The sequence below is a fragment of the candidate division WOR-3 bacterium genome (assembly GCA_039801245.1).
Lineage (GTDB): Bacteria > Hydrothermota > Tepidihabitantia > Tepidihabitantales > Tepidihabitantaceae > JAOABP01.
This window is the reverse complement of sequence record JBDRUF010000028.1, coordinates 1-24,141: the sequence shown is the minus strand read 5'-3', so window position 1 is coordinate 24,141 and position 24,141 is coordinate 1. Positions and strand designations below refer to the sequence as shown.

The 24,141-nt window shown below is 50.1% G+C and carries 19 protein-coding genes; 17 read left to right on the top strand and 2 right to left on the bottom strand.

All coding sequences use genetic code 11. From position 1 onward, the window contains the following. The first annotated feature begins 433 nt into the window (after nt 1-433). A complete protein-coding gene (locus ABIK47_05160; GenBank protein ID MEO0020010.1) occupies nt 434-904 on the top strand; it encodes a Mut7-C RNAse domain-containing protein in 471 nt (156 codons plus the stop codon). Continuing rightward, a complete protein-coding gene (gene hutH / locus ABIK47_05155; GenBank protein ID MEO0020009.1) occupies nt 905-2,428 on the top strand; it encodes a histidine ammonia-lyase in 1,524 nt (507 codons plus the stop codon). It begins immediately after the preceding gene. Between the two features lie 64 nt (nt 2,429-2,492). On the opposite strand, the gene ABIK47_05150 is transcribed toward hutH, so the two are convergent. Further along, a complete protein-coding gene (locus ABIK47_05150) occupies nt 2,493-7,973 on the bottom strand; it encodes a C25 family cysteine peptidase (protein MEO0020008.1) in 5,481 nt (1,826 codons plus the stop codon). A 591-nt stretch (nt 7,974-8,564) separates the two neighbouring features. On the opposite strand from ABIK47_05150, the gene ABIK47_05145 reads away from it, so the two are divergent. The 15 genes from ABIK47_05145 (at nt 8,565) to ABIK47_05075 (ending at nt 21,899) form a co-directional block, all read left to right on the top strand. Then, on the top strand, nt 8,565-9,200 hold the full coding sequence (locus ABIK47_05145; protein ID MEO0020007.1) for a prepilin-type N-terminal cleavage/methylation domain-containing protein: 636 nt from the start codon (nt 8,565-8,567) through the stop codon (nt 9,198-9,200). A gap of 87 nt (nt 9,201-9,287) precedes the next feature. Further along, complete coding sequence (locus ABIK47_05140; protein MEO0020006.1) at nt 9,288-10,238, top strand: ABC transporter ATP-binding protein; 951 nt, start codon at nt 9,288-9,290, stop codon at nt 10,236-10,238. Continuing rightward, nucleotides 10,238-11,005, top strand: a complete 768-nt coding sequence (locus ABIK47_05135; protein ID MEO0020005.1) for an ABC transporter permease — start codon at nt 10,238-10,240, stop codon at nt 11,003-11,005. The genes ABIK47_05140 and ABIK47_05135 overlap by 1 nt, the downstream gene beginning before the upstream one ends. Beyond that, nucleotides 11,002-11,895 carry a hypothetical protein gene (locus tag ABIK47_05130; GenBank protein MEO0020004.1) on the top strand — a complete coding sequence of 298 codons (894 nt, stop codon included), beginning with the start codon at nt 11,002-11,004 and terminating at the stop codon, nt 11,893-11,895. Before ABIK47_05135 ends, ABIK47_05130 begins: the two co-directional genes overlap by 4 nt. A 57-nt stretch (nt 11,896-11,952) precedes the next feature. Next, a complete protein-coding gene (locus tag ABIK47_05125) occupies nt 11,953-12,486 on the top strand; it encodes a type II secretion system protein (protein MEO0020003.1) in 534 nt (177 codons plus the stop codon). A gap of 72 nt (nt 12,487-12,558) precedes the next feature. After that, complete coding sequence (locus tag ABIK47_05120; protein MEO0020002.1) at nt 12,559-13,107, top strand: prepilin-type N-terminal cleavage/methylation domain-containing protein; 549 nt, start codon at nt 12,559-12,561, stop codon at nt 13,105-13,107. A 2-nt stretch (nt 13,108-13,109) separates the two neighbouring features. Then, complete coding sequence (locus tag ABIK47_05115; GenBank protein ID MEO0020001.1) at nt 13,110-13,922, top strand: prepilin-type N-terminal cleavage/methylation domain-containing protein; 813 nt, start codon at nt 13,110-13,112, stop codon at nt 13,920-13,922. 10 nt (nt 13,923-13,932) lie between these two features. After that, on the top strand, nt 13,933-15,054 hold the full coding sequence (locus ABIK47_05110; protein MEO0020000.1) for a prepilin-type N-terminal cleavage/methylation domain-containing protein: 1,122 nt from the start codon (nt 13,933-13,935) through the stop codon (nt 15,052-15,054). A gap of 21 nt (nt 15,055-15,075) precedes the next feature. Next, complete coding sequence (gene pilM / locus ABIK47_05105) at nt 15,076-16,680, top strand: type IV pilus assembly protein PilM (GenBank protein ID MEO0019999.1); 1,605 nt, start codon at nt 15,076-15,078, stop codon at nt 16,678-16,680. Nucleotides 16,681-16,683: 3 nt separating this feature from the next. Then, the gene (gene pilO, locus ABIK47_05100; protein ID MEO0019998.1) at nt 16,684-17,259 is read left to right on the top strand and encodes a type 4a pilus biogenesis protein PilO; all 576 of its coding nucleotides are present in this window, start codon (nt 16,684-16,686) and stop codon (nt 17,257-17,259) included. Further along, nucleotides 17,256-17,822 carry a hypothetical protein gene (locus ABIK47_05095; protein MEO0019997.1) on the top strand — a complete coding sequence of 189 codons (567 nt, stop codon included), beginning with the start codon at nt 17,256-17,258 and terminating at the stop codon, nt 17,820-17,822. Before pilO ends, ABIK47_05095 begins: the two co-directional genes overlap by 4 nt. Before the next feature lie 20 nt (nt 17,823-17,842). Beyond that, complete coding sequence (locus tag ABIK47_05090) at nt 17,843-18,313, top strand: hypothetical protein (GenBank protein MEO0019996.1); 471 nt, start codon at nt 17,843-17,845, stop codon at nt 18,311-18,313. A 3-nt stretch (nt 18,314-18,316) separates the two neighbouring features. Next, nucleotides 18,317-19,909, top strand: a complete 1,593-nt coding sequence (locus ABIK47_05085; protein MEO0019995.1) for a secretin N-terminal domain-containing protein — start codon at nt 18,317-18,319, stop codon at nt 19,907-19,909. 56 nt (nt 19,910-19,965) lie between these two features. Continuing rightward, complete coding sequence (locus ABIK47_05080) at nt 19,966-21,105, top strand: type IV pilus twitching motility protein PilT (GenBank protein ID MEO0019994.1); 1,140 nt, start codon at nt 19,966-19,968, stop codon at nt 21,103-21,105. Then, a complete protein-coding gene (locus tag ABIK47_05075) occupies nt 21,102-21,899 on the top strand; it encodes a prepilin peptidase (protein MEO0019993.1) in 798 nt (265 codons plus the stop codon). Before ABIK47_05080 ends, ABIK47_05075 begins: the two co-directional genes overlap by 4 nt. A gap of 55 nt (nt 21,900-21,954) precedes the next feature. Here ABIK47_05075 and ABIK47_05070 read toward each other — a convergent pair whose 3' ends face one another. After that, nucleotides 21,955-23,889 carry an OmpA family protein gene (locus ABIK47_05070; GenBank protein ID MEO0019992.1) on the bottom strand — a complete coding sequence of 645 codons (1,935 nt, stop codon included), beginning with the start codon at nt 23,887-23,889 and terminating at the stop codon, nt 21,955-21,957. Between the last annotated feature and the right edge of the window lie 252 nt (nt 23,890-24,141).

The window sequence follows — 24,141 nt, the reverse complement described above, 5'->3', positions numbered from 1 at the left end:
TATGGTGCTCCACCCGGCTAAATCACATACTGGCTAAGGGTTAATGAGTTTTTAGTTTTTGGTTTATGGTTTTCAGGGCAGGTCCTCCCCACCACTACCTATATTATGGATGTTTGGGGTGGGATTTGGGGCTTTAATTTAGGAGATTTATGAAGTGATATGGAAGGATCTCTTATTTAATAGAGGTAGATTTGTAATAACGGTGCAATTGCTAATTTTGTTTCTGGGTTGCCGTTGGAAATTGCGGGAGACCCAAAGGAAAGGATGGTTGTGAATTGGTTAGGGATGTTAAAGGTTGGGGCGGTTTTTGAGTCTTTGTTTATGATTTGGTTTTGCCCAGTTGTTTTTTAAATGGGAAGATGGGGAGATGGGTTTCGGCTCGGGTCAAGCAGGTGTTGATTTTGTCCCTAAATTTGGCTAAAGTTATCATCTAATGAAATCTGCCGATTCTCCCCGGCTTTTCTGTGATGTGATGCTGGGTAAACTGGCAAGGCGTTTGCGCCTTTTGGGCGTTGATGTCCGTTATGAGCGGGGTGTGAAGGGGATTGAGGCTTATCGCCGGGCAAAGGCAGAGGGCAGGATGTTTTTGACCCGGCATCACCGGTTCAAGAGTATGCCGGATGTGATTTATATTAACTCGGATAAGGTGAACGAGCAGGTTGAGCAGGTGAGAGAGTTTTTGCGGATGAAACCAAGCGAAAAAAGGGAGGTGGAGGGGGGATTTCTCTCCCGCTGCTCGGTGTGCAATGAGCCTTTGAGTAAAATCAGCCGGGAGCAGGCACGACCCGCGATTCCTTTTTACATCTATCAGATTCACACCCAGTTCCGGCGCTGCCCAAAATGTCAGCGGGTTTACTGGCCCGGAAGCCATATCAAGAGGATGATTGAACAAGGAGGAAAATAGATGGCGGTTACGCTTGATGGCAAGAGTTTAAGGATTGAGGATTTGGTAAGGGTGGCAAGGGAAAAGGAGCGGGTGGAACTTTCTCCCCTTGCCCGGGAAAGGATTAACAGATGTCGCAGGTTTGTTGAGGACAGGATTGCGGCAAGGGCGGTGATGTATGGTATTACCACCGGGATTGGCGAACTTTCTGAGGTTATCCTAACACCTGAAGAGACGAGGAGGTTTCAGCGGTATCTGGTCTATTCCCATTCTGCGGGTTGCGGCGAGCCCTTGCCGGAGGAGGTGGTGCGGGCGGCGATGTGCTCGCGCATCAATGTCCTCTGTAATGGTAACTCCGGTATCAGGCTGAAGGTGGTGGAGACGCTGGTGGAGATGCTTAATAAAGGGGTGACACCGGTGGTTTTTGACCGGGGCTCGGTTGGTGCCTGCGGAGACCTTTCGCCGATGAGCCAGATGGCGCTCGTGCTTTTGGGTGAGGGCGAGGCATTTTATCAGGGCAAGAGGATGAGCGGTGCTGAGGCGATGAAGGCGGCAGGGATTGAGACGATTGAGTTTGAAGCAAGGGATGGTCTGGCAACCATTAATGGCTCCAATATGACCGCAGGCTGGGGTGCATTGGAACTTTTTGATGCGGAGAGGTTTTTCAAGACATCGGAGATTGCCGCTGCCCTGACCCTTGAGGTCTTAAATGCCAATATGGCTGCCTATGATGAGCGGATTCACCAGGTGCGCGGGTATAAGGGGGCAATTACCTGTGCGGAGAATATCAGGCGCCTGACCGAGGATTCGGAGATGCTCAAGCAGCCGGGTAAAAAGGTTCAGGATGCCTATTCGCTGCGTTCCACACCACAGGTTGTGGGCGGTGCGCGTGACGCCTTGAGCTGGGCAAGGCAGATGTTTGAGACCGAACTGAACGGTGTTGGGGACAATCCGCTCTTTTTCCCTGATGACCAGGCATATTTGACCGGTGCCAACTTTCAGGGCACACCTCTGGCTCTGGCTCTTGATTTGACAGGTTCAGCGGTAACGATGATTGCGGTCCTTTCGGAGCGCAGAACCAACCGGCTTTTGAACCGCAACCTGTCGGTTGGACTGCCGGCATTTCTCACCAAGGGTGCGGGGATGTTTTCCGGGTTGATGTTAACCCAGTACACCCAGGGGATGCTTGTCTGCGAGAACCGGATTCTTTCCGCCCCGGCAAGCACCGGCTCAATTCCAGCGGCAGCAGACCAGGAGGACTTTGTCTCAATGTCATTCACCTCGGCAATCAAGACCAGCCGCATCCTTGAAAACGCCTGGTATGTGGTTGCGATTGAACTCTTGGCAGGCGCGCAGGCGGTTGAATTCCGCAAGCCCCTAAAACTGGGCAAAGGCACAAATGCCGCCTATGAACTCATCCGCAAGACCGTTCCGAAACTTGAGGAGGACCGACCGTTGCAGTATGACATCAACCGCCTGACCGAACTGGTCCGTTCAGGAGAACTCCTTGCGGTTGTTGAACAGGTTGTTGGTCCACTGAAATAATTCCAAAGAAAATATCAGGGGGCAGCCGAGCTGCCCCCTGAAGGAGGTTTTATGAAGCACATTATCAGCGAACAACCACCTTTTGGGTGGTTGTGGCTGTTTTTGTGCTGACCCGGGCAAGGTAAACACCTGCGGGTATTTTTGTAATATCCAAACAAGACTCCTTACCCGGGAGGAGCGTTGATTTGGCTACCACTTGACCCGCAGATGAATAGAGATTTAACTGCGCTGGGGCTTGACCGTAGAAAACAAAGCGGACAGTGCCTTTTGCCGGGTTAGGCACGATCAAAAGACCATTTCTCTTATTCGGTGCCACACTATTACCTGCCACACCCGACCGCTCGGGCTGAGGTGTTAATAGCGCAATCGTATCTTTAAGATAGACATAGAATTCGTTCGTGGCATTGCCGCGCAGCGCATAGATGTTATTACTGAGATGGGCAAGCGCCGCACCTGCCTTGACATGCCTGCCGGTTTCACTTAAAGGCAGTGGCTCCAATTCCAACCAGTTGTCGGTGGTAACATTATAGGCATAGAAGAAGTCTTGACTACCACCAGTAAAGGCGTAAAGCAAGGCGATGTCGTCACTTGTGAGTGCAGCCCCATCCCGGCACCTTGACCGCCTGCCACTCAACGAGAGATTCGGCAACGGGCTCTTATTAATCCAGGTGTCACTGGCAACTACATATTCATACAACTCATTGCTATAGGATTTCAAGGCAAAAATCCGCTCCTGGTTGAAACTGCAGAGTGCTGACCCAGCCTTGAACCTTTTTCCTGAGGGTGCGGCAGGTGCCTGGGCTTTTGGCTGCCACTCGTTCCTTTCCACTGAATAGGCATAGAACTCAAAGGTGTTGCAACCCTTAAGGCAGAACACATAAGAACTGTCACCAACCCGAACATAGGCAAGCCCGGTTCCACCCCGTTTTAATGTTCTGAGTCCGGCAGGAACATCTGCCAATTGCTCCCAGGTGTCATTTTGAATATCATACCGCCAGAACTCAAGCGTGTTATTGCCCTTGGTTGCATAGATATATCGCTCCTGGTCTGAACACATCGCACCCGATTTATACACCGCTCTGTTAGAAGGCAAAGCAGGGATAGGTGGCAATGTTAGCCATGAGTCCTGATTGGGGTCATAGGCATAGAATTCAAAGCTTTTATTCCCCTTGAGTGCATAAACTTTTCCTGAACCACCCGGCATCCCTGCTAGCGCTCCGCCATATTTGACCCGGCGCAAGCCGCTGGGGATGTCCTTGCGTCGTTGCCAGCCCGCAGCTTGGGACCAGACATGCAACCGGGCATAGCAGGTGTCATTTGCAGGGTTAACATCACCGGCTACTACTGTGTAAGCGCTCAGGTGATAGTAGCCGCCTGTTGGTTGCCAGATAGGAAGCCTTATTTCCCGCATCTCACCTTCGCCAACCCCACTAAAGCCTACAGAATCAAAATAGGCTTGGTTTCCCCTGACACTATCCACTATTAACAGGTACACCTTGCCGGTCTCGGTTGCCTCACCTACATTTCTAATCCTGATAATCGGGCTTACCGGTAGTGGCCGCATCTCACCCTGGGGCGAGACCGAAACCACCGCCATATCATGCAAAACAACCCGGCAATGGGTGCTTAATGTGTCATTTACTGGGTTGCAGTCACTTAGCCCGGTGGAGCAGCGGACGAGATACCTGCCGCTGGTTGCATCCCATGTGGAAAAGACCACATCGGTCAAGGAGTCGGGTGCAAGGTTCTCAACCAAAACCGAATCAAGGAAAATGGGCGTGCCCCCAGAATCGGGTGTAATCGAGAGGTAGGTTTTGAAACTCTTAGGGGTTGCGGAGTAGTTTCCAACCCTTGCCCTGGGTGTATTTGGTCCAGGATCAACCTCACCTACTGGCGCTAAAATTGCGGCGACACCCACATCTGTTCCGGCAACAAAAACCGTTCCGGTGGCGTGATTGTTTCCTGGCTGTCTATCCAGAGTCAAAAGGGTTGTGCATTTGGTGGTCCAGGAGCCGGTGCGGAGCGCCACCCAGTTCGGGAATGTAATAACCGAATCCGCGCCTGGAATTAGATTTAGGATCATCTGCGCCACATAGCCATCAGAGATGGTAAAGCGGCAGTTAAAACTGTCTGTGACTGAGCCGAGATTTCGTATCCTCGCTTGGGGTGCAACCACGCTTCCTGAATCCACCGTATCCTTAGGGGCGATAATTCCGATTACCGCCACATCATGAACTATTACCTCGGTAACTCGGCTCAAGGTGTCGTTACTCGGATTGACATCGTTGTTCACCGCGGTTGAGCAGTAAATGACCACGCTACCCCGTGGGGCATTCACCTGCCAGAAAGCCAGCGTCACCGTATCAATTACACCCGCAGCGATTGCCACCTTTGTTGACTCCTGATAATAGGAGCCGATTCGGACAAATACCTTGGCGCTTTCCTGCGCCGAGCCTTTATTCTCCACCGCTACCTTCACATCCACCTGCCCTCCTGAATCCACCTGCGCACCCGGTCGGACAATACCAGTTGCCGCAATATCGTGAATTATGACAGAGAAACTGCCACCAATCCGATTATTCGCCGGCTGCATATCACCCGCCAGGGCGGTTGAACAGGCGGTAGTGTAGTTCCCGCGCGGTCCGCAGCTCCAGTCGGTGAAGCTAACCAATGTTGACTCACCTGGTCCAAGAGCGTTAACCAGGGCACTGTCATAATAGGATGATGGACCAGCGATGCGGAAATGAACATAGAAACTCTCGGTCGTATTGCCGTAATTGCGGACCCTTGCCCGGACGGGCAGAGTTCCAGCCGAGTCCACATTCCCTACCGGTGAGACAATTTGGATAGAGCCAGCATCCCTCACCCGGACAAACACATTTGCGCTCCCCCGGTCGTTAGCGGTATTTTGATCTCCGGTAAGTTGAGTTGAACACCGGGCGGTGTGGCTGCCTCTTGCCAGCGCTGTCCAGTTGGGGAAAATCACCGTATCCTGTGTTCCCGGAGTGAGCGTTTTACTGCGGGTCTGCTCGTAACCGGTTCCGGTAATAACAAGGCGGCAATTAAATGTCTCGGTGGTATTCCCGTAGTTCCGCACTGTTGCCACCGGGCTTACGATGTCCCCTGAATCCACCTCTGCGGGGACAGAAACAGACACTGTTCCAACATCTCGGTACCGGACAAACACGGTCTCAGTCAGGCAATTATTAGCAGGATAGGTATCACCAGCAAGCATCGTTGAGCATCTCACCACCACATTTCCGCTCGGATGCGCCTCCCAGGTATCAAACTCTACCACCGCGGTGTCCTGCCCGGCAATATAGCCAACCACCGCGGTATCATCATAACTACTTCCAATCCTCAACCGCACCGGCACATTACTGACCGGCACCGAAACATAATTCTTCACCACTGCGCGCGGTGTCACCGCGCTACCGGAATCAACCGTTCCCTTTGGCGCAACAATCCTCATAACACCCACATCCACTTCACTGCTCACCACCTGACACGAGTCAACATCGGGCAGATAATTGGGCTTCGTTGCGGTCACATACATATAGCCTGGGGTTGTCGGATTGATAGAAAATGTCACCTCACCGGAAGAGTTCGTGTAATTGCGGGCATAGACCTCACTCCCCTTATGCACACACACCAGGGCACCGGCAACCGGCAGGGTATCCCTCAACACCCGCACCGTAAAATTCTGTGACCCGGTATTTATCGGACTGGTAAAGGTGGCGTTCAGCCCCGCTGGCACCTCCTCATACATCAAAAGCAGTGGGTCGCCAAACAGATTCAACTCAAAATAGCACCACCGCCAGGCGCCATTACCACCATTCGCCAAATTACGGTAAACCTCCTTTGACTCAGAATGGGTCAAACCGATGGGCATCGTATCGTGATTAAAAAAGAAATCGTAAAACCTCACATCCAGCCTCTCTGAAGGTCCAATCACCGGTGGTGTGCCCCACCCATAGCGGGAGTTCATTATCACCGCCAGCGCGCCGCCATTAGACCAGTTATGGGTTGACTCAGCCAGACAATCAGAATACTCAAAATTGCCTGGATGGCAGGCGATAGAATTAATCAGCCCCACCCTTGACCCGTTATTGTGCCCGCCAATGACCGAATTTGAATAAAAGGCATATGTGGGTGGTGGCATCGTATGATAAATCCCGGTCTCATTCCCGTGCCCGACCATGTGTGAGAACTGAAACCCATTATTCAAAGAGTCCCGCACCATCGTGGTATTACCCGGCTCATGGATAAAAACATCGCTCCACCCAGAGGGGGTAATACTGGCGATGGACTCATTAGACTGCCGATAGGCGTAACCAGACCACAGCGAGTCATCAACCAAAAGAATCCGGCGCAGATAACCGGTCGGTGGACTGGTCTCGTGGGTGATGACCTTATTGACAAATGTCTTTACCTGCGTCGTATCATCAACGCTTGCCCTCCCGATATAAACATCATAATAAAGATCAGTGGTATCCTCCCCGTATTCGCCAAAGATGCTGTCGTGGTCCGAGTCCCAAGACCACTGCAAATCACCGTAGTAGAGGTCGCAGGGGATATTGCCGGTGTCACTGTTGCAATATGTGCGCGCCCTTCTTGCCGGGACAATGGCATTGTCACCACCTAATAACACCCACATCGTGCCTTGGTTGGTGTAATAGTCACGGATGAAGTTGCGGATCTTCTCCTGCAGGTCCCGACCGGAGTAGTTGGAGTTTATCCAGGAGGTGGTGCGGACTATCCCGGAATAACCGGTGCGGGTGCGCCAGTTGACCAGGCGCTGAAAATAGGGTGCAAGGGTGGCGTTGGTAATCACCACATAGTCATAGGTGCCAAAATCGGTTTCCCTTTTTTGCGGGGCAAACCGTTCGACATCCTCGGGGTTGGCCACAAGCGTTTTTACACCCTGAGAGAACACCTTAACCTGCTTCGGGGTTAAACTTATTTCCTCTGCTGTCGCATCAAACCCGTAATCAACATTCACCCTTAAACGGGTGGCAACAAGATAGGAGTTGGTAACCGGGTCAAACTTCACCGGATACAGGGAAACGGTAACCAGCCGGAAACCGGATTTGATTCCAACTGGACTAATCTCATACAACCTCTCGGGCCAAGGCTCTTTATTAGCATAAACCGCAGGGTCAGGTTTGACAAACTCGGGCAGGTCCCGTTGGGAAACCGGCACCGGGTGCTGGGCTGGATAGGGTGGATACGGCGCTCTTAAGGAAACAAACCTTTCCACCTCAACATTGACATCTGTTACCTTCATCCCTTGGGGTATTACAATGGTAAAAAAGCAGTAGGGGAGGATGGGTCTGCCAGGGTTTTGCAGGTAGTCGGTGGTAAGACGCTTTTGGGAAAGGTCGGCACTGGGTTTAAATGTGAGGAGGGTCCAGTTTTCCCCACCGGCGGTGGTGGTAGTTAGGGCGAATAGGTCCGGGCTGAAACGGAAACTACCCGACCAGCCAGCCAGTGAATAAAAGACAAAGCCGAGGAGAAAAAACAGGCAAAACAGGCGTTGTTTCATTGTGCCTCCTAATCTTTGATTTTGCTTTAAAATCCCCCTGTGGTGCCCCACAGGTCTTTGGCAGTGAAATAATAAAGCCATCACCGCTGTCCTATTTTTTAGGCGCCGCACACTGCTCAGTAAAGAAGTATACAGATGATAAATGGTTTGTCAAGCATTTGTATAAGCCCGGTAAATTTGCCTGATTTTTGTTTTTAAGATAGGGGTCCTTGCAACTACGGGCAAGGTATTTTAAGGCTCAATTTCCCCCAATTGAATTTAATTGAGAGCCTTTTGTTCTTATTGAGGACAATTTGAGACCACCCTTTTAGATGTATCCGCAAGGGGATTTTAAGGCCGACAGGATTAGGGGGGTGACCCCGGGGGTGGAGGGGGGTTGAGGAGAGGATTTCCTGTACCCTCGAGGGAATTTGAGGGGAGGTTAAGAGCTTAAAAATTTTTCTTGACAACGATAATTGTTTTGATATAATTTCAACGAGAGCAGTAAAGATGATGCGTTTCATCACGAGATTAAAAAGAGCGAGCCTTGTGTTGGGACGTGTTATTTTTACTGGTCTCGTATCCTTAAAAAGAGAGGAGGTGTAAAACAAGATGAAGAACAAAGGCTTTACCCTGATTGAGCTGCTCGTTGTCATCCTGATTATCGGTATCCTGCTCGCCCTCATCATTCCGAACTTTGTCTTGTTCCAGGAGCGGGCGCGGCGTTCATCTGTGAAGAACAATATGCATGTTGTCCAGACTGCGCTTGAGGCGTATGCGGTTGACCACTATGGCAACTATCCGCCTGAGGATATGGAGTGGACGCCCGGGGAGGAAACAGGTATGTGTCTGTGGTTCCCGGGTGGCGACCCCATCGGGGTTGACGGTGAACCCAAGCCGGGGAACTTCCCTGTGAACCCGTATGATGGTAAGCGCTACAACGACGAGGACAAGGACGAGGAAGACCTCGTTTATGCTGACCTGTTTGGCGAACTTGAGCCGGGCCAGAATGCCCAGATTCGTGGCAGCGATGATGATTGTCCTTATATCGACTTTGGCGGCACCCCAGAGTATCCTGGTGGCATCGGCATCGCCACTTATGTTCCGGGTATTGGAATTGAGACGCCGCAGGAGTATGGTATCTACGGCTTTGGTCGTGATGTCTCATTCCCGATGTACGACTTAGACCCGATGTGCGACGACCCGCAGGATGAGACCTACTGGATTTTCTTCGTTCTCCACAACTAAACCTCCGCAAATAGTAAAGGGGTGGGAACTCCCACCCCTTTTTATTTCCTTGACAGGTGCGGAAGCAGTTTTATACTAATGTCTATTATGGGAATTGTTTCCCAACCGGTGATTGAAACGGTGCGGCTGAGCAAGTCTTATCGTGCTGGTTTTGGGATGAGGAGGGTTCAGGCGCTGATTGACCTGAATCTCCAGGTTGAAAAGGGGGAGATTTTTGGCTTTCTCGGACCGAACGGCGCGGGCAAGACCACAACCATTAAAATTCTTATTGGACTAACAAAGCCAACCCAGGGTTTTGCCACTCTCTTTGGTAAGCCCCCGCGCAACCACCAAATAAAAAGGCGGGTGGGTTTTCTGCCCGAGTCACCCTATTTTTACGAATATCTCACTGCCCGGGAGTTTTTAACACTTGCCGGGCAACTTTCCGGCTTAAACAGGAATGAGATTGGAGACAGGGTCCGGCAGGTTTTAAGGATGGTGAGGATGGAGGATGCTGCCGGTCAGCAGATGAAAGGCTTTTCGCGGGGGATGTTACAGCGCATAGGGATTGCCCAGGCTTTGATAGGCGACCCGGAACTGGTGATACTTGATGAGCCGATGGGTGGGCTTGACCCGATTGGCAGAAAGGAGTTCCGGGATATAATTGTCAGTTTGCGCGACCAGGGCAAGACGGTATTTTTCTCCACCCACATCCTTGCTGATGTGGAGATGATTTGCGACCGGGTGGGGATTATTGTTGCCGGCAGGATGGTCAAGGTGGGCAGGTTAAGTGAGATTATTGGTGCTGAGGTCGAGTCAATTGATGTTACCCTCAAGGGTGTTGAGGGAAGGTTTCGGAAGGCTTTTGAAAGGATAGCCCAGCGTTCTTTGGTCTCTGACGGGATGTTGATGTTAACGGTGCGCAACGAAGAGGAAGTTGAGAAGGTGCTGGCGATTGCCCGCGAAGCCGATGCCAGAGTGGTGGCGATAGTTCCGCGCACCCGCACCTTAGAGGATTTCTTTATGCAGCAGGTCAAAAAGGCGAAGGAGGGGTCTTAATGTTCAACAGGATATACGGGGTTGCCCTCAACACCTTCCGGGAGTCTTTGCGGGACAGGGTCCTTCTGGCTTTAATAGTGACTGGTGTCCTGGTGATGGCAAGTGCGAAGGTGATTCAGCCGGTGGCGCTGGGCGAGGCAGAAAAAATAATCAAAGACCTCGGGCTTTCAAGCATCACCCTTTTTTCAGTACTGGTTGCGGTTCTTGTTGGTGGTCGCCTTGTTTATCGCGAGGTGGAGAAGCGGACGATTTACCTCCTCCTTGCCCGACCGGTGCGGCGCCAGGAGTTTATCTTGGGCAAGTATCTTGGTCTCATCCTGGTTCTCTTGGTCAGCCTGGCACTGATGAGTGTTGGCTTCTATCTTGTCCTCTTGATTACCGGGGTGAAACCTGAGGCACGGCTTCTTCTGGGTGTGGTGATGACCTTCTTAGAACTGTTGCTTTTGACCGCGGTAGCGGTTCTCTTCTCCACTTTTGTTACGCCCATTGCGAGTGCGGTCTTCACCTTTGTTGTTTACTTCATCGGTCACAGCACCCATCTTCTAAAGCAACTGGCGGCGATGAGCCCCTCCCCCCTTATAAAATTTCTCGCTCTGGGCTGCTATTATCTCCTGCCCAATTTGAGTAACTTCAACATTCGGGCAGAACTGGTGCACAATGTGCCATTAAACCCGGATGCCTTTTTATATTCAGGCTGTTATGCAGGTATTTATACCTTCACCCTGCTTCTCATCGCTATGGCGGTTTTTAACCGCAGGGATTTTTGACGACCGTGGTTGAGGTTACCAGACCTGTGCCTAAGGCACCGGGTTTTCTGATTAATATTATCCCGGCGGTGCTGGTAATCTGGGGATTTGTCGGGGTTTATCTCCTGCAACTGGCCATTGATTCCACCAGCCGGCGGCGAGGGGAACGGTTAGTGCAGGAGCTTGCCTATTTCCCCTCGGGTGTTGCTCTGAGGGAATCCGCGGTTGAATACCAGGAGGTACTGGCGGACTTTATCTGGCTTACAGCGATTGATTACTACGGGCGCCACTTAGAGACCGACCAAAAGTATGATTGGCTGGGGCATATATTTGGGATTCTCACATCGCTTGACCCGCGGTTCGTCGGTGCCTATCATTTCGGGGCTCTTACCCTTGCTTGGGATGCCCACAAGCCGATTGAGGGGCTCAAACTTTTATTTTCCGGGATGAAGGCCAATCCATTAAACTGGCAGTTACCTTTTGATGCCGGTTTTATCAACTATATGTTGATAGGTGATTATGAAGCGGCGGCACGGCTTTTTTTGGTCTCGTCAAAGTTGCCCAACGCCTGGACAATGGTGGCGCGCTGGGTGCCATATGCGCTTGCACGCAGCGGTGATTTTGCGACCGCCCGCCAGATGTGGCGGGACCTTTACTACAGCACCGAAAACAAAAAACTGCGGGAGTTGATAGTCAGACAGCTGCGTTGGCTGACACTGGAGGAGGGGCTTGCCCAGATTCAGGATGCGGTTAACCGATTTTCCGAAAAGGAGAAGAGGTTGCCTTATAGTATCGAGGAGCTGCTCTCCCGGGGTTATCTCAAAGAACTTCCCGAGGAGCCCTATGGTGGCAGGTATTTCCTTGACGGCGACAAGGTCCGCACCACCACCCCTCGCAGTCGGCGGGGTTAAATAAAAACTTGACAAGGATAATAAAAGTTGCATAATTTATATATAAAAGGAGAATCTATGAATAAAGAAAGAGGTTTCACTTTGATTGAACTCCTGGTCGTTATTATGATCCTGGGGGTTCTGATGGGGATGTCGGTGCCCCGATTCTCGGGGATTCGGGAACAGGCACGGAGAAGCGCGATGAAAATGAACCTTCATAATGTTCAGATGTTTGTTGAGCTGTTTCATCAGGAGTTCGGATATTATGCCGATGATTTCTATGAGGATGGGTACGGGTGCGTTTTTCCCGGCGGGGAATATGATGTGAAGATAGGGAAGCTTCCTACCAACCCTTGGACAGGCAAAGAGATGGACCCGGACGAATTTAACCCTGAGGACTATGATGATATCAGTGACATCAGCAATACGAGCGAAGGCGGTCCGAACGATATCTGGGGTTATGACCCTGGCAATATTGTTTACAGTGTTTGGGAACCCCCAGGTTCAGCCCACCCCACTCATTATGGGCTGGTTGGCATTGACCACACCGGCGGTTCTATACGGGAATACAATGTGGAGAATGAGGCGGTGATATTTGTTTTGCACAATTAAACGCCAGGGGGGTGTATGTTTTCAGAAAAGATATTCTTGACACAAATGCCTAAGGGTAATATAATTCAGCCTATGCCTCCCAACCCAAGGTCTGGTAAGACGCTGGGGTTTACTCTTATTGAACTATTGGTGGTGATATCGGTCTTGGGTATTATACTTGCCTTTTTTGTCCCGACTTTTATTGCGAGGGTGACTACCAATGCCCGACGCACCGCTACCCTTCATGAAATGTATGTGATTAGGGAGGCGATAATGGGCAATCCGGACGTGCGCGTTGGGGGAGAGGTTGCGGGGTATGGATTTAAGCAGGATATGGGTAGATTACCTCGGCATCTTATAGAACTGGCTACGCAAAATCCGTTTGAAGGGATGTACGCCCAGATCACCTATGTTGGAAAAGAAACCCTGCCCGGCTGGGACCCCTATATTGGGAAGGGGTGGAACGGTCCTTATATCCGTGAGGATGGTCAGATGAGTTATTTATATGATGCTTGGGGAACCCCTTACCAGTTCTGGGTTGAAGGTGGTGAGACGCTTGGAATTATAAGTGCGGGTCCTGATGGGCTATTTTGGGGCCAACAGGGTGCAACAAAAGATGATGATATAAGGGTGAGGTTTTAAATATGAAAAGACCGGATGAGAGGGGCGTAACATTAATTGAACTTCTTGTCGTTTTGATGCTCTTGAGCCTTATTCTTACTGCTGCGATTAAAACCTGGGATGTCACATTGCAACGAGGTCGTTTTGAGCAGACCCGTCAGAAACTGGATCGGCTTGCTAAGGTTATTACCGGTGATCCCAATTATGTTGTGGATGGTGTCAGGGCTGACTTTGGTTTTGTGGGTGATATGGGTGCTCTGCCGAGAACTCTTGCTGATCTTGTCGAAAGTCCATCTTGGGTTTCCCCGCCAGAGAGCAGTCTCTGGCGAGGTCCTTATGTGAAACCAACCTTTGCAGAATCGCCGGAGGGTTATAGGATTGATGCTTGGGGTGATACCATCATATTCGATAAGGATAGTATGTTTCTGAGGAGTTATGGGGGGGGTGGTCTGGTGGACCGCTCCCGGTGGTTGACCCGCCCGTTGGGGTATACCGAAAACGACCTTTTGCACAACAATGTTCAAGGGATAATTAATGACCAGCGAGGCAATCCCCCTCCTCAAAATGACAGCTTTTACATTAGAAACGCCATCAAGGTTGAACTGGACTATCCGCGCCAAGGGGTGAGATATGTTGATGCCTATATGTTGAGGAAAGAAGATAACGGGAATTTTAGTTTCTTAGATGTGCCTCAGGGGGTTCACACCCTAAGGGTGATATTGATGCGGATTTATCCACCAGGGCAGCCTTGGGATACTGTCACTAAGATGGTGACAGTTTTCCCAAAGGTCGGGGCACCGGGTCTCGAGATAAGAATGAATTGTTTGTGGGAGTGAGGAGGTAACGATGAAGAGACAAAATGGTTTCACCCTGATGGAGCTTTTGGTAGTGCTTTTAATAATTGGGATACTGAGCACAGTGGCGTTGCGGACGATTGATGCCACGCGTGACCGGGCGTTGTTTGACCAGACCGCTAAGGAGATGAAGGAGTTGATTTATGCAATGGTGGGGAATCCTGAATTAACCGCCAATGGCAGACGAATAGATTTCGGTTTTTATGGCGATATGATGAGGCTTCCGAATGACCTTGACGAACTGGTAGAAAATACCAGTAACTCACCTCACTGGAAAGGTCCTTATCTCCGGCGAGAGTTTTTGCAGGATACCATGGGTTATCGGCTTGATGCTTGGGGAAATCCCTATACATTTGACCCAACTACTGGAACGCTTGCCACTCTTGGTAATGGTAAATACCCGATGACGATGAAGGTTGTTGATACCATCACTCATCTTACCGAGAACTATGTTATGGGCAATGTTACTGATGCGGATAACACCCCGCCTGGTGAGAAAGCGAATACAATCGGAATTTACCTTTATCTGCCCAATGGGAGTTTTTACTTTACCCGGCCTGACCAAGGTGGCTACTATGAATTCTCCCCACAGACACACGGACCAATTCCTATTGGGAATCATAAGATAGTTGCCAAGCGTTCGGGTGGTGATTCTATTGTCAAATGGGTAACGGTTGTGCCGAGAAGCCGCACCGTAGTGGACTTTCGCTTCAGCCAGCCTTTTCGGAGTTATCTGAAGATGGTTGGGCCGCCGCGTCTTGCAGGTGATAGTACTGGTTTCACAATTAAAATTGCCAACGACGGGGTTGAAGATATTACAGTTGGGCGCGTAACCTTCTTGGAGGCGCCGGATAGTGCCTATATGGGACTATTGTATATTCGAGGGAATGATGGGGAGCGAACCCTTCAACCTGATCCCAGGCCCGGGAAAGGGGATTCGGTAGAAATCTCCCCGCCATATCCTATCCTCGGCAAAATGGCTTACGAAGTTGAGTTCAGTTTTTACAATTTTAACAAAGCCCCTACAGGCAGTGGGGATCCTTGTAACATATATAATAAAGTTTTCCGATTGAGATTTGACGATGGTTCGGAAGTTCGGGTCCAATTGCAGTGATGGTTAACAAAAGGAGGCAAATTGGCAACTAAAGTTTTTGGTGGGGGTGGCAAAGGCACCCTCTGCATTGACATCGGGTCTAATTCTGTCAAGTTTGTTAAGGTAGAGGGGGGGAAGGTTGTTGATTACGGACTTAAGGAAATCGGTGAGGCGTTTGATGTTCCTTCGATTCTCCGGGAGTTAATTAAAGATTACAAACCCCGAGAGGTTTATACCTTCGTTTCCGGTCCGTCGGTAAGTGTTAGACAGGCACCATTTCCCAAGATGAACCGCCGCGAACTGAAGGATGCGATTCTACTGCGTTTGGAAAAGTATTCCCCTTTCACGGTTGACGAGGCAATCTTTGACTTTAAACCGCTTGGTCCAGTTCGTGAAGCGGGCGCGCTAAAAGACAATGTGATGGTGATTGCAGCACGCAAGGATATAATTTCTGACCATATTTCGACCTTACGGAAGGCGGGGTTAGAGCCTTCAGCGATAAGTGTAGTGCCGTTTGCTTTGCAGGCGGCAGTTAAGAAATATGGGCGAGTCCGTACGGAGGAGACAATTTGCTTGTTAGACATCGGTGCTGAGTTTACTGACATCATATTTATGAAGGGTGAAAGACTGGACCTGGCACGCACTGTGAGTATCGCGGGCAACGCAATTACTGAGGCGATGACAGTGGCAATTACAACCGAAGAGGGGCAGCTAGCGCTGGATGCCTATGATGCCGAGGAGTTGAAACGGAAGTACGGTATCCCTCCAGAGGATAGTACGGAACGGCTTCCTTCCGGTGTGTTGGCAAAGCGTCTTCTGACACTCCAGCGGCCGGCACTGGAACGATTTGTTGCCGAGATTAGTCGCTCGATCGATTACTACCGCCGGGAGTATGGAGAGCAGAAGATTGATCGCTTGCTCATCTGTGGTGGTACGGCAGCGATGAAGGGACTGCGTGAATATCTGCAGACGAGCCTTGGTATACCTACAGAGATATTTGACCCGTTCCGGGATTTTGGTCTATATCGGACCGGTGTTTCAACTACTGAAGCGATTGGTCATCGTTTAGTCGCGGCGCTGGGTTTATATTATGACCATACAGCGGTCGATTTGTTGCCTGCAGAGATGAAGACAAGGAAATACATCGCCCGGGACGTGCGAATGATGACGATGGGTGGTATAGCGTGGGTTGCCCTTTTGGTCCTCGGTTACATCCTTTTGGCAGGCTGGTCAGGAATTTCCACCGGGCAGGTGTCCCGGTTGAAGAATGAAATCAAAGCCACTGAGGAACAGAACCGCAGTTATTTTGCTTTGGAAAAGGAGATAGCGGACTTAGAAGCGCGTCAGCGTGCATTGACGGGTGTGGTTGGTGAAGAGATGCCCGCGGTGCCGATAATGGCAAAGTTATCTACTATCGTGCCACCGAACATCCAACTTAACACCTTTACCTTGAGCAACCGCAGCAATGTGAAGATGACAGGGATGGTAAGCGGTGAGCCCCATCTCTTGGACATTGACCTTGCACAATTTCTTATTAACCTTGAGCAGAGCAGTACCTTCAAACAGGTACAATTGGTCTCGAAAAATAGAAGCAGTCTGATGGGCGAAACGGTTTTAGAGTTTGAAATTCAATGTGTAACGGAGTGAAATATGAGGTTAATTGAAAGAAGGGTAGTTTTAATTGGGCTGGTAATATATATCGTCTTGGGAGTGGTAGCGTGGTTTTTGTTGTATCAGCCGAGAATCGCCGCAAGGCAAAAGGCAGCGCAAGAGATTGCAGAGTTGCGGAAGGAGTTGGAGGAAACAAAGGCGCGCATCGCTAAAATGCCCGAGTTGCGCCAGCATAAAGAGCAATTGGAAACGGAAATCAGTAGTATCTGGGCACGGGTGGTTCCCCGTTCGGAGATGCTGGGGCTTTTCCGTAAACTTGCCCAAGAGGCAGAGCGGAAGCGGGTCCATTTTTTGGAAATTACGCCACCAGGTTTAGACACGCTTTTACAGGAGGAAGGTCCTGGTGCTCAGGTCCGGCCAGTTCCGTTTCTCGTTACTGTCCAAGGCAGATATCTTGATATCGGGCGTTATGTTGAGGATTTGAATAGTTATCCATATTTCGTGAGGGTGCCAGATTTTGAGATAAATGCGCGGGCGGATATCAGACCGGAGGTGGAGGCGAAGCTGCTTGTTAACATATACACATCTAGCCTTGCGAAGGGGAGCGGTTTGTGAGGCGAGTGATTATAATTATTGTTCTGGTGGCGGTGGTAGGTGGGCTAGGTGTAATGATTTTCGGAAAGCCAAAAAGACCTCCGGTAACAAGAAGTAGCAGGAGAAGGGTTGCCAAGGTAGACTCGGCATCAGTTGAGCAGGTTGGACGGCATGTTACTGGGAGAAGTGTCGGGACGCTTAAAGCCAAGACAAAAGAGGAGAGGCTTGCAGAGAAAAAGAGGTTAAGGGAGGCGGAACGGAAGCGAAGGAGAGAACTAAGGCGGCAAGAGCGTGAGAAGCGTCGTATGCTGAGATATGCACGCACTCGCCGAGGAACTCGGCGGACAGCAAGCCGTATGGGGAGCTATTATGTTGTGAAGGCGGTTGTTTCTTTGGGTTCTGACAGTTATGCTTTAATTGACAGCCGTCGCGTGCGGGTCGGGGATGTCGTAATGGGGCGTAAGATTGTAGCAATTCAGCCCGACCGAATTGAGGTTGAGGCATTTGGTCGGAGGAATGTTGTACGGGTTGGTGAGAGTCTTTTACCATCAACCTACTCCATTCGGGAAAGAAGAAGAATTTAAAATGAGGAAAGGGGAGTAACTTGAGAGAAAGAATTTTAGCAATTTTAGCGGCAGGAGTGGCGGTGCTTGGGTTCATTACCCTTGTCCGGACTAAGCCGACAGTTGCGCCGCAGATTATTCTGGAATCGGCAGCAACTAAGGTAACACGCTCGGCAAAGTCGAAGGCAAAGGAAGTGGCAATACAACCCACTGCAGAGCATTCAAGAGAAGCTCCGTCCACTACTGCCCGAGAGGAAACACAATCGGCTGTTGCTGAGCCGATTGAATGGGGGAGTGATCCCTTTGTTCGTGATTGGGTGCTGAGTAGTGAGGTTGCCAATCTGAATTTACGGGCAATTACCATCAGCAGTAATGGAGCCAGTGCTTTGATTAACGACCAGATCGTTCAGGTTGGCGACGAAATCAGTGGTAAAAAAGTAATTCAAATTGAATCTGATAAGGTAACATTGGAACAAGGTGGTAGAACTTTTACTTTAACCCTGGGGGAGTAAATTATGAAAAATAAAAAGACGGTCCTTTTTGCAGTGTTATTAGTCTTATCCTTCGTAGTTTTTGCGCAGGAGCAGGTTACGGTTAAGGATATCGCCATTGATAAATTAATGGATGAGGTTCGGGTTACAATCGCCTGCAGTGGCGAGCCGAACATCAGTTCCTTTGTGACAAGTGAGCCGGCGGCGGTGGTAATTGATATAATGGAAGCGGTTTCGGGTTTAGCGCGCGAGCGAATTCCCTCCACTTATTATCCAGTTACAGCAGTAACAATAACGCCAAGTGAAGCGACAAAAGGGGTGAGGGTTACGGTTTTCCTTAGAAGACTGGTGCGTCATCGGGTTACCAATGAAAACGGTATTGTGACAGTTTACCTCGGAACCGAGCCCTTGACTCCATTACCTGGGTATGAACCTAAGGACCAGTTCAGCGGTAAACCCCCACTTACGCTACTGGTCCAGGATGCCGAGGTAAGTAGTGTTTTGCGAATGCTCGCACGGCAATTTGACCTCAACCTCTTAGTTACGCAGGATGTAAAGTCAATTGTGAGCGTCCGGTTGAATGAAGTGCCGCTGCGTGCCGGTTTGGAGGCTCTGGTGAAGGCGGGTGGGTGCAATATGGTGGAGGATAAAAGCGGTTTAATCATCGTGAAACCCCTGAAGAAGGAGATGTTCGGTGAATTACAAACTCGGGTGTTCAATCTTGATTATGTTGAGGCAGAGGACGCAATCAAGGTTGTAAAAAAGGTGCTTTCTCCTTCCGGAGAAGCGGTCCAGGGTTTCCGTCGGGTCGGGACAAAAGCAGCTGCCGGTTCTGAACGGAGTGCTATTTTAGTTGTTACCGATATCCCTGAGGCTTTGGATGAGGTGGCTAAGGTAATTGCCGAACTTGACCGACCGGTTCCTCAGATTGCGATCGAAGCGAAGTTTATTGAGACGACCCTTTCTGCCGAAGAGCAGTACGGGATTAACTGGACGCCGCTAGCCTCCTTTACTACGGAACTACCTAAGATTGGCAAGGAGGTGGCGATACCGGTGGTATTCAAGGAGATGCTCTTGGGTAAGATTTCATTTGCCAATTTCACCGCGGTGTTCCAACTTTTAATGACCAGGGGGAATTCCCGGGTGCTGGCAAATCCGAAGACGGTTACGCTGGACAATCAGACCGCAACTGTTAGTATGGGTTTGAATGTTCCGGTGAGAGAGGTCAATAAGGACCCGAATACTGGGGAAATTACTTATACCTGGAAGACCCGTTCTATCCCGATATCAATGGAGGTTACCCCTCATGTGACTTCGGATGGAATGATAACAATGAAGGTCAAACCGAGTGTGAAGGCGATAACTGGGTGGGTAGGTTCACCTGATGACCGCCAGCCAATCGTTGCTGAGCGGGAGGCAGAGACCCAGGTCAAGGTGGCAGAGGATGAGGTGGTGGTCATTGGCGGTCTGGTGAAGGATGAGGAGACACGCAATGTAGGTAAAATTCCCCTCTTGGGTGATATTCCGATTCTTGGATATTTGTTCAAGAAGACATCTATCGATCGGACGAAGAGTGATTTGATGATATTTATCATTCCGCACATTGTTAACCCATGAAAAAGGAGGATAAAAAACAGAGCGAGGAAAAGTGCGTTCCTGTCTGTCAATAAGCAATGAATATTGATGAACTATTGCGATATGCAGCAAAGTACGGCGCATCTGACCTTCACATAACCGCAGGTAACCCGCCGATAATTAGGGTTAATGGTAGGCTTAAAAAAATCCCCGGACCAGCCCTCACGCCAGAAGATGCACAGGCGCTCGTTTATTCTATATTAACCGATGAGCAGCGGGAGGCGGTTGAACGTAAAAAGGAGATTGACCTTTCTTATACCTGGGGTGAGGCTTTGTCATACCGGGTAATGCAAGATGCGGTCACATTGGAGTATACCACCCCTGAGAGAATTCGGGCAAGGGTTAATGTGTTTTTGGACCTTGGGGGTCTTGGTGCCGCATTCCGGATCATTCCGGCAAGAATCAGAACCCTTGAGGAGTTACCTGCCCCGCAATCAGTAGCGGAATTGACCCGGGCCCATTCCGGTCTGATACTGGTAACCGGACCAACCGGTTGTGGTAAGTCAACTACTTTGGCAAGCATGATCGATTTAATCGACCAAGAACGGGCTGTCCGTATAATTACAATTGAGGATCCGATCGAGTATATCTTTCATCCACGTAACTGCCTAATTAGCCAGCGGGAGATTGGTACTCATTCACGTTCATTTGCTGCTGCCCTGCGAGCCTGCCTGCGAGAAGATCCGGATGTGATTCTGGTTGGGGAGATGAGGGATTTAGAGACAATCAGTCTGGCATTGACTGCAGCGGAGACCGGGCATCTGGTTTTGTCCACCCTGCACACAAACAGCGTTGCTGAGACTGTTGACCGGGTAATCGATGTTTTCCCTTCCGACCAAAAGGAGTATGTGAGGCAGATATTTGCCAGTGTGATCAGAGGTATTATCTCTCAGAGGCTTTTACCACGGAAGGATGGGAGGGGGCGGGTTGCAGCGATGGAGGTCCTAATAGCAACACCAGCGGTAAAAAACCTGATTAGGGAGGCAAAGAGTCATCAGATTCCCTCACTGGTTCAAACCGGTTTGCAGTACGGTATGCAGACAATGGACCATTGTTTGGAGTTTCTTTTGGAGCAGGGGCTGATTTCCCTTGATACCGCCTACGCTTTAGCCACCGATAAGAAGTTGTTTGAAGAGCCGGAGGTACCTGTTTCTACGCCCGGTCCAAAAGGGCAGTGATTTGGGCAGTCGCAGTCCTGAGCGGACTGGTTTTCGGGAGTTTTTTTAATGTTTGCGTCTGGCGAATCCCTCGCGGGCAGTCAATAAGTTTTCCCCCATCTTATTGTCCTCAATGCAAAAAGCCAATCAGATTTTATGACAATATTCCGGTAATCAGTTACTTAATTCTCAAAGGGAGGTGCCGTGACTGCCACAAACCAATCTCAATTCGTTACCCTTTAATTGAGGGGCTCACCGCTCTTTTTTTTGTCTTGGCTTACGCAAAGTTCGGATTACATTGGGAGGTTTTGCGGGCGCTCGTATTTATCGGATTTTTAATTGTCCTTGCCGGAATTGATATTGACCATAAAATTTTACCATTCAGACTGTCTTTTGCCGGTGTTGTTATCGGTTTGATTACTGCCTTGTTGCCGTGGTTTCGTTTTACAATTACCAAAGCTTTCTGGGGCGGGATTATTGGTGCGGCGTTTGTTTTTATCGCCTGGGCGCTGTGGCGATTTGTTCTTGCCCGCCCATTTCAGCGGATGGGTGTGAAACAGAAGGAGGGGATGGGCTGGGGAGACCTGCCTTTTGCTGCAATGATTGGGGTTTTTCTCGGACCAAAAAGTGTTGCGGTTGCACTGGCAGTTGCTGTTTTTGTGGGCGTTTTTGTCGGCATTTTTGCAAGGATTACTGGTAAGTTTCGTGCGGGGCAGGAGGTTCCTTTTGGACCTTTTTTAGCATTGGGCGGAATCGTCGGACTTTTTTTAGGCGAACAGATTTTTAATTGCTATCTCAGGTTGGTTTTGCCTTAAAATTATTATAAAAAACGGGGGCGTGTGTTGCCCCCGTTTTTGTTATTAGATTTGATTACTTGAGAATGACAAACTCAACACGGCGGTTCAACTGCCGTCCTTCATCGGTATCATTGGAAGCGATGGGACGGGATTCACCAAAGCCTTTGGCGGTGAGCCGTTTCGGGTCGATGCCACCGTACTGAACAAGGAAGTTCATTACCGCATAGGCACGTTTTTCAGAGAGAATCTGGTTTGCTTGGTCCGAGCCGATGTTGTCGGTGTGTCCTTGAATTTCAACGATGATGTCAGGATTGTCCTTCATTATCTGGGCAGCCTCCATCAGTGCAGGATAGGATTCGGTACGCAGGGTTGCCTTACCAAACTCAAAGTAAACTCCGCGCAGGGTTAAGACCATTCCTTTTGATACCAGTTCAAAGGTGCGCTCGGTTGTTTCACCCTTGGTGATAGTAAAGGAACTTGTCTGGGCGATATAACCAGGTGCCTCAACCTTGATTTCGTAGGTTCCCACTGGTAATTCAAGATTGAAAGTGCCGGTGGCACTGTCGGTCGTGAATGAGGGTTTTTCGCCATGGATGAAGCTGATTGTTGCTGGGATTGGCGCAAGGGTTTGTTTGTCCAACACTTTGCCGGAAAGGATGCCTTTCATTTCAAGCGAGGTCAAACCGATGTTGAGTTTGGTTACAGCGCCATCCTCAACCTCGATTGCCCGTTCCTCAGGGAAGTAACCTTCCTTTTCTATTTTGACCGCAACCAGACCGGCGGGGACATTGTCAGACCGGAAGAAGCCGGTGATGTCATTGGATGTTACCGGCGGGATTGAGGTGGCAACAAATGTTACCTGCGCTTCCAAGGGCTTGCCGTTATAGGTGTCGTAGATTCTGCCAGCAACCGTGCCATACGGAACAAGCGGTTTGAGTTTGAAGGTATGGGTGGCATAGCCTTTGTCAGGAATGACAAGCGGTACCGCCTCGGGGATGTAGCCTTCTTTTGATGCCTCAACGATGACAACACCAGCAGGCAGTTTCTCAAGGAAGAAGGTGCCATTTTCCGGGTCGGTCTTCAATGTCGGGAGGTGACGTTTTATGAAGCGAACCTTGGCGTCAAGCGGCATTCCAGAGCGGGCGTCTTCCACCTTGCCGACAAGCCTGCCCCAGGGTTTTTCTGGCGGCTTGGGAAACGGGGAGACAAAGGTAATCCCGAAAATTGCCTCATAGGTCGGCACAGCCTCGGTCAGCCCCAGTTCGACACCACCATTGAGGTGAAAGACCCCCATTTTGATACGGGCGCCAGGCGTGATGCGGGCGCGCGGGGTGTAGTCTTTGCCCAAAAGCGCGGCAAGTCCGGCACCGGTTTCGGCTTCAGAGGTTGCCTCAATAAACAGGTCAATGGCATTGGATGAGAATTCGACACCGAGACCGGCAAATCTCTGAGATGGCGATGAAAGGGTTTGACCGTAGTTTAACATCAGGGTTGGCAGGGTTTTGTAAAGTTCCCAGAGGCGGAATGAGGCGATAGCGCGCCAGCTGTTCTGGTCAACAAAGAGCCGGTCAAGGAAACCGTCAGACTCTTTATAGGTGTATTGGCTCTTTGGCATCACGAAGTGACCCATTCCTGCCAGTTTCAAGACCGGGATGAAAGGGATTGATAACTTTGCGCCAAGCATCTGACCCTGCCAGTCGTAAAACAGGTCATTGGGGCTGGTGCGGAAGTCAAGAACACCGACAAGTGAGCCGAAGAACTCGCAGAAAGGAAACGGGGCGTAATTCATTTCCATACCGTAAAGCGGACCCCGAAATTGGGTGACATTGTCACCTAAGTTGGTGCGGTTGAACATCAAGCGGGTGGCAAGGACAAGCGCACCATCCTCTTCAACCCGGGCGTCCTGAACCCGGAAAAGTCCCCTGCCACCGCCCAGTGCCGGGTCAGCAAATAGACCCGGGGCAAAAAGCAGCAACAGGGCTATCAGGCTTACTACAGTTTTCTTCATACTCTATCCTCCAGTTTTAGAAATTAACCAAAATTGACAAAGGGCAGCTGCCCTCTGTCTTTTCTTGTATCACAAGCGCTGAATTATTATAAGGTTGCGAGAATAGATGTCAAAGTTTACCTATTTGCTTGACTGCGATAGTGAATTGTCTATTTTAAGGTGCGTGGTAAAGATAGTTAGAAACCGCATCTTGGTAATGGTTATTGTTGGTCTTTTGCTTGCCGGTCTGGCACTCTTTTTTGTTTTTGCAGG

Excerpts from the sequence above, each read along its gene's own strand:
- ABIK47_05125 (MEO0020003.1), top strand. The coding sequence starts at position 11,953 with ATGAATAAAGAAAGAGGTTTCACTTTGATTGAACTCCTGGTCGTTATT.
- ABIK47_05135 (MEO0020005.1), top strand. The coding sequence starts at position 10,238 with ATGTTCAACAGGATATACGGGGTTGCCCTCAACACCTTCCGGGAGTCT.
- ABIK47_05120 (MEO0020002.1), top strand. The coding sequence starts at position 12,559 with ATGCCTCCCAACCCAAGGTCTGGTAAGACGCTGGGGTTTACTCTTATT.
- ABIK47_05150 (MEO0020008.1), bottom strand. The coding sequence starts at position 7,973 with ATGAAACAACGCCTGTTTTGCCTGTTTTTTCTCCTCGGCTTTGTCTTT.
- ABIK47_05115 (MEO0020001.1), top strand. The coding sequence starts at position 13,110 with ATGAAAAGACCGGATGAGAGGGGCGTAACATTAATTGAACTTCTTGTC.
- ABIK47_05070 (MEO0019992.1), bottom strand. The coding sequence starts at position 23,889 with ATGAAGAAAACTGTAGTAAGCCTGATAGCCCTGTTGCTGCTTTTTGCC.
- ABIK47_05140 (MEO0020006.1), top strand. The coding sequence starts at position 9,288 with ATGGGAATTGTTTCCCAACCGGTGATTGAAACGGTGCGGCTGAGCAAG.
- hutH (MEO0020009.1), top strand. The coding sequence starts at position 905 with ATGGCGGTTACGCTTGATGGCAAGAGTTTAAGGATTGAGGATTTGGTA.
- pilO (MEO0019998.1), top strand. The coding sequence starts at position 16,684 with ATGAGGTTAATTGAAAGAAGGGTAGTTTTAATTGGGCTGGTAATATAT.
- ABIK47_05110 (MEO0020000.1), top strand. The coding sequence starts at position 13,933 with ATGAAGAGACAAAATGGTTTCACCCTGATGGAGCTTTTGGTAGTGCTT.
- ABIK47_05085 (MEO0019995.1), top strand. The coding sequence starts at position 18,317 with ATGAAAAATAAAAAGACGGTCCTTTTTGCAGTGTTATTAGTCTTATCC.
- ABIK47_05160 (MEO0020010.1), top strand. The coding sequence starts at position 434 with ATGAAATCTGCCGATTCTCCCCGGCTTTTCTGTGATGTGATGCTGGGT.
- ABIK47_05145 (MEO0020007.1), top strand. The coding sequence starts at position 8,565 with ATGAAGAACAAAGGCTTTACCCTGATTGAGCTGCTCGTTGTCATCCTG.
- ABIK47_05080 (MEO0019994.1), top strand. The coding sequence starts at position 19,966 with ATGAATATTGATGAACTATTGCGATATGCAGCAAAGTACGGCGCATCT.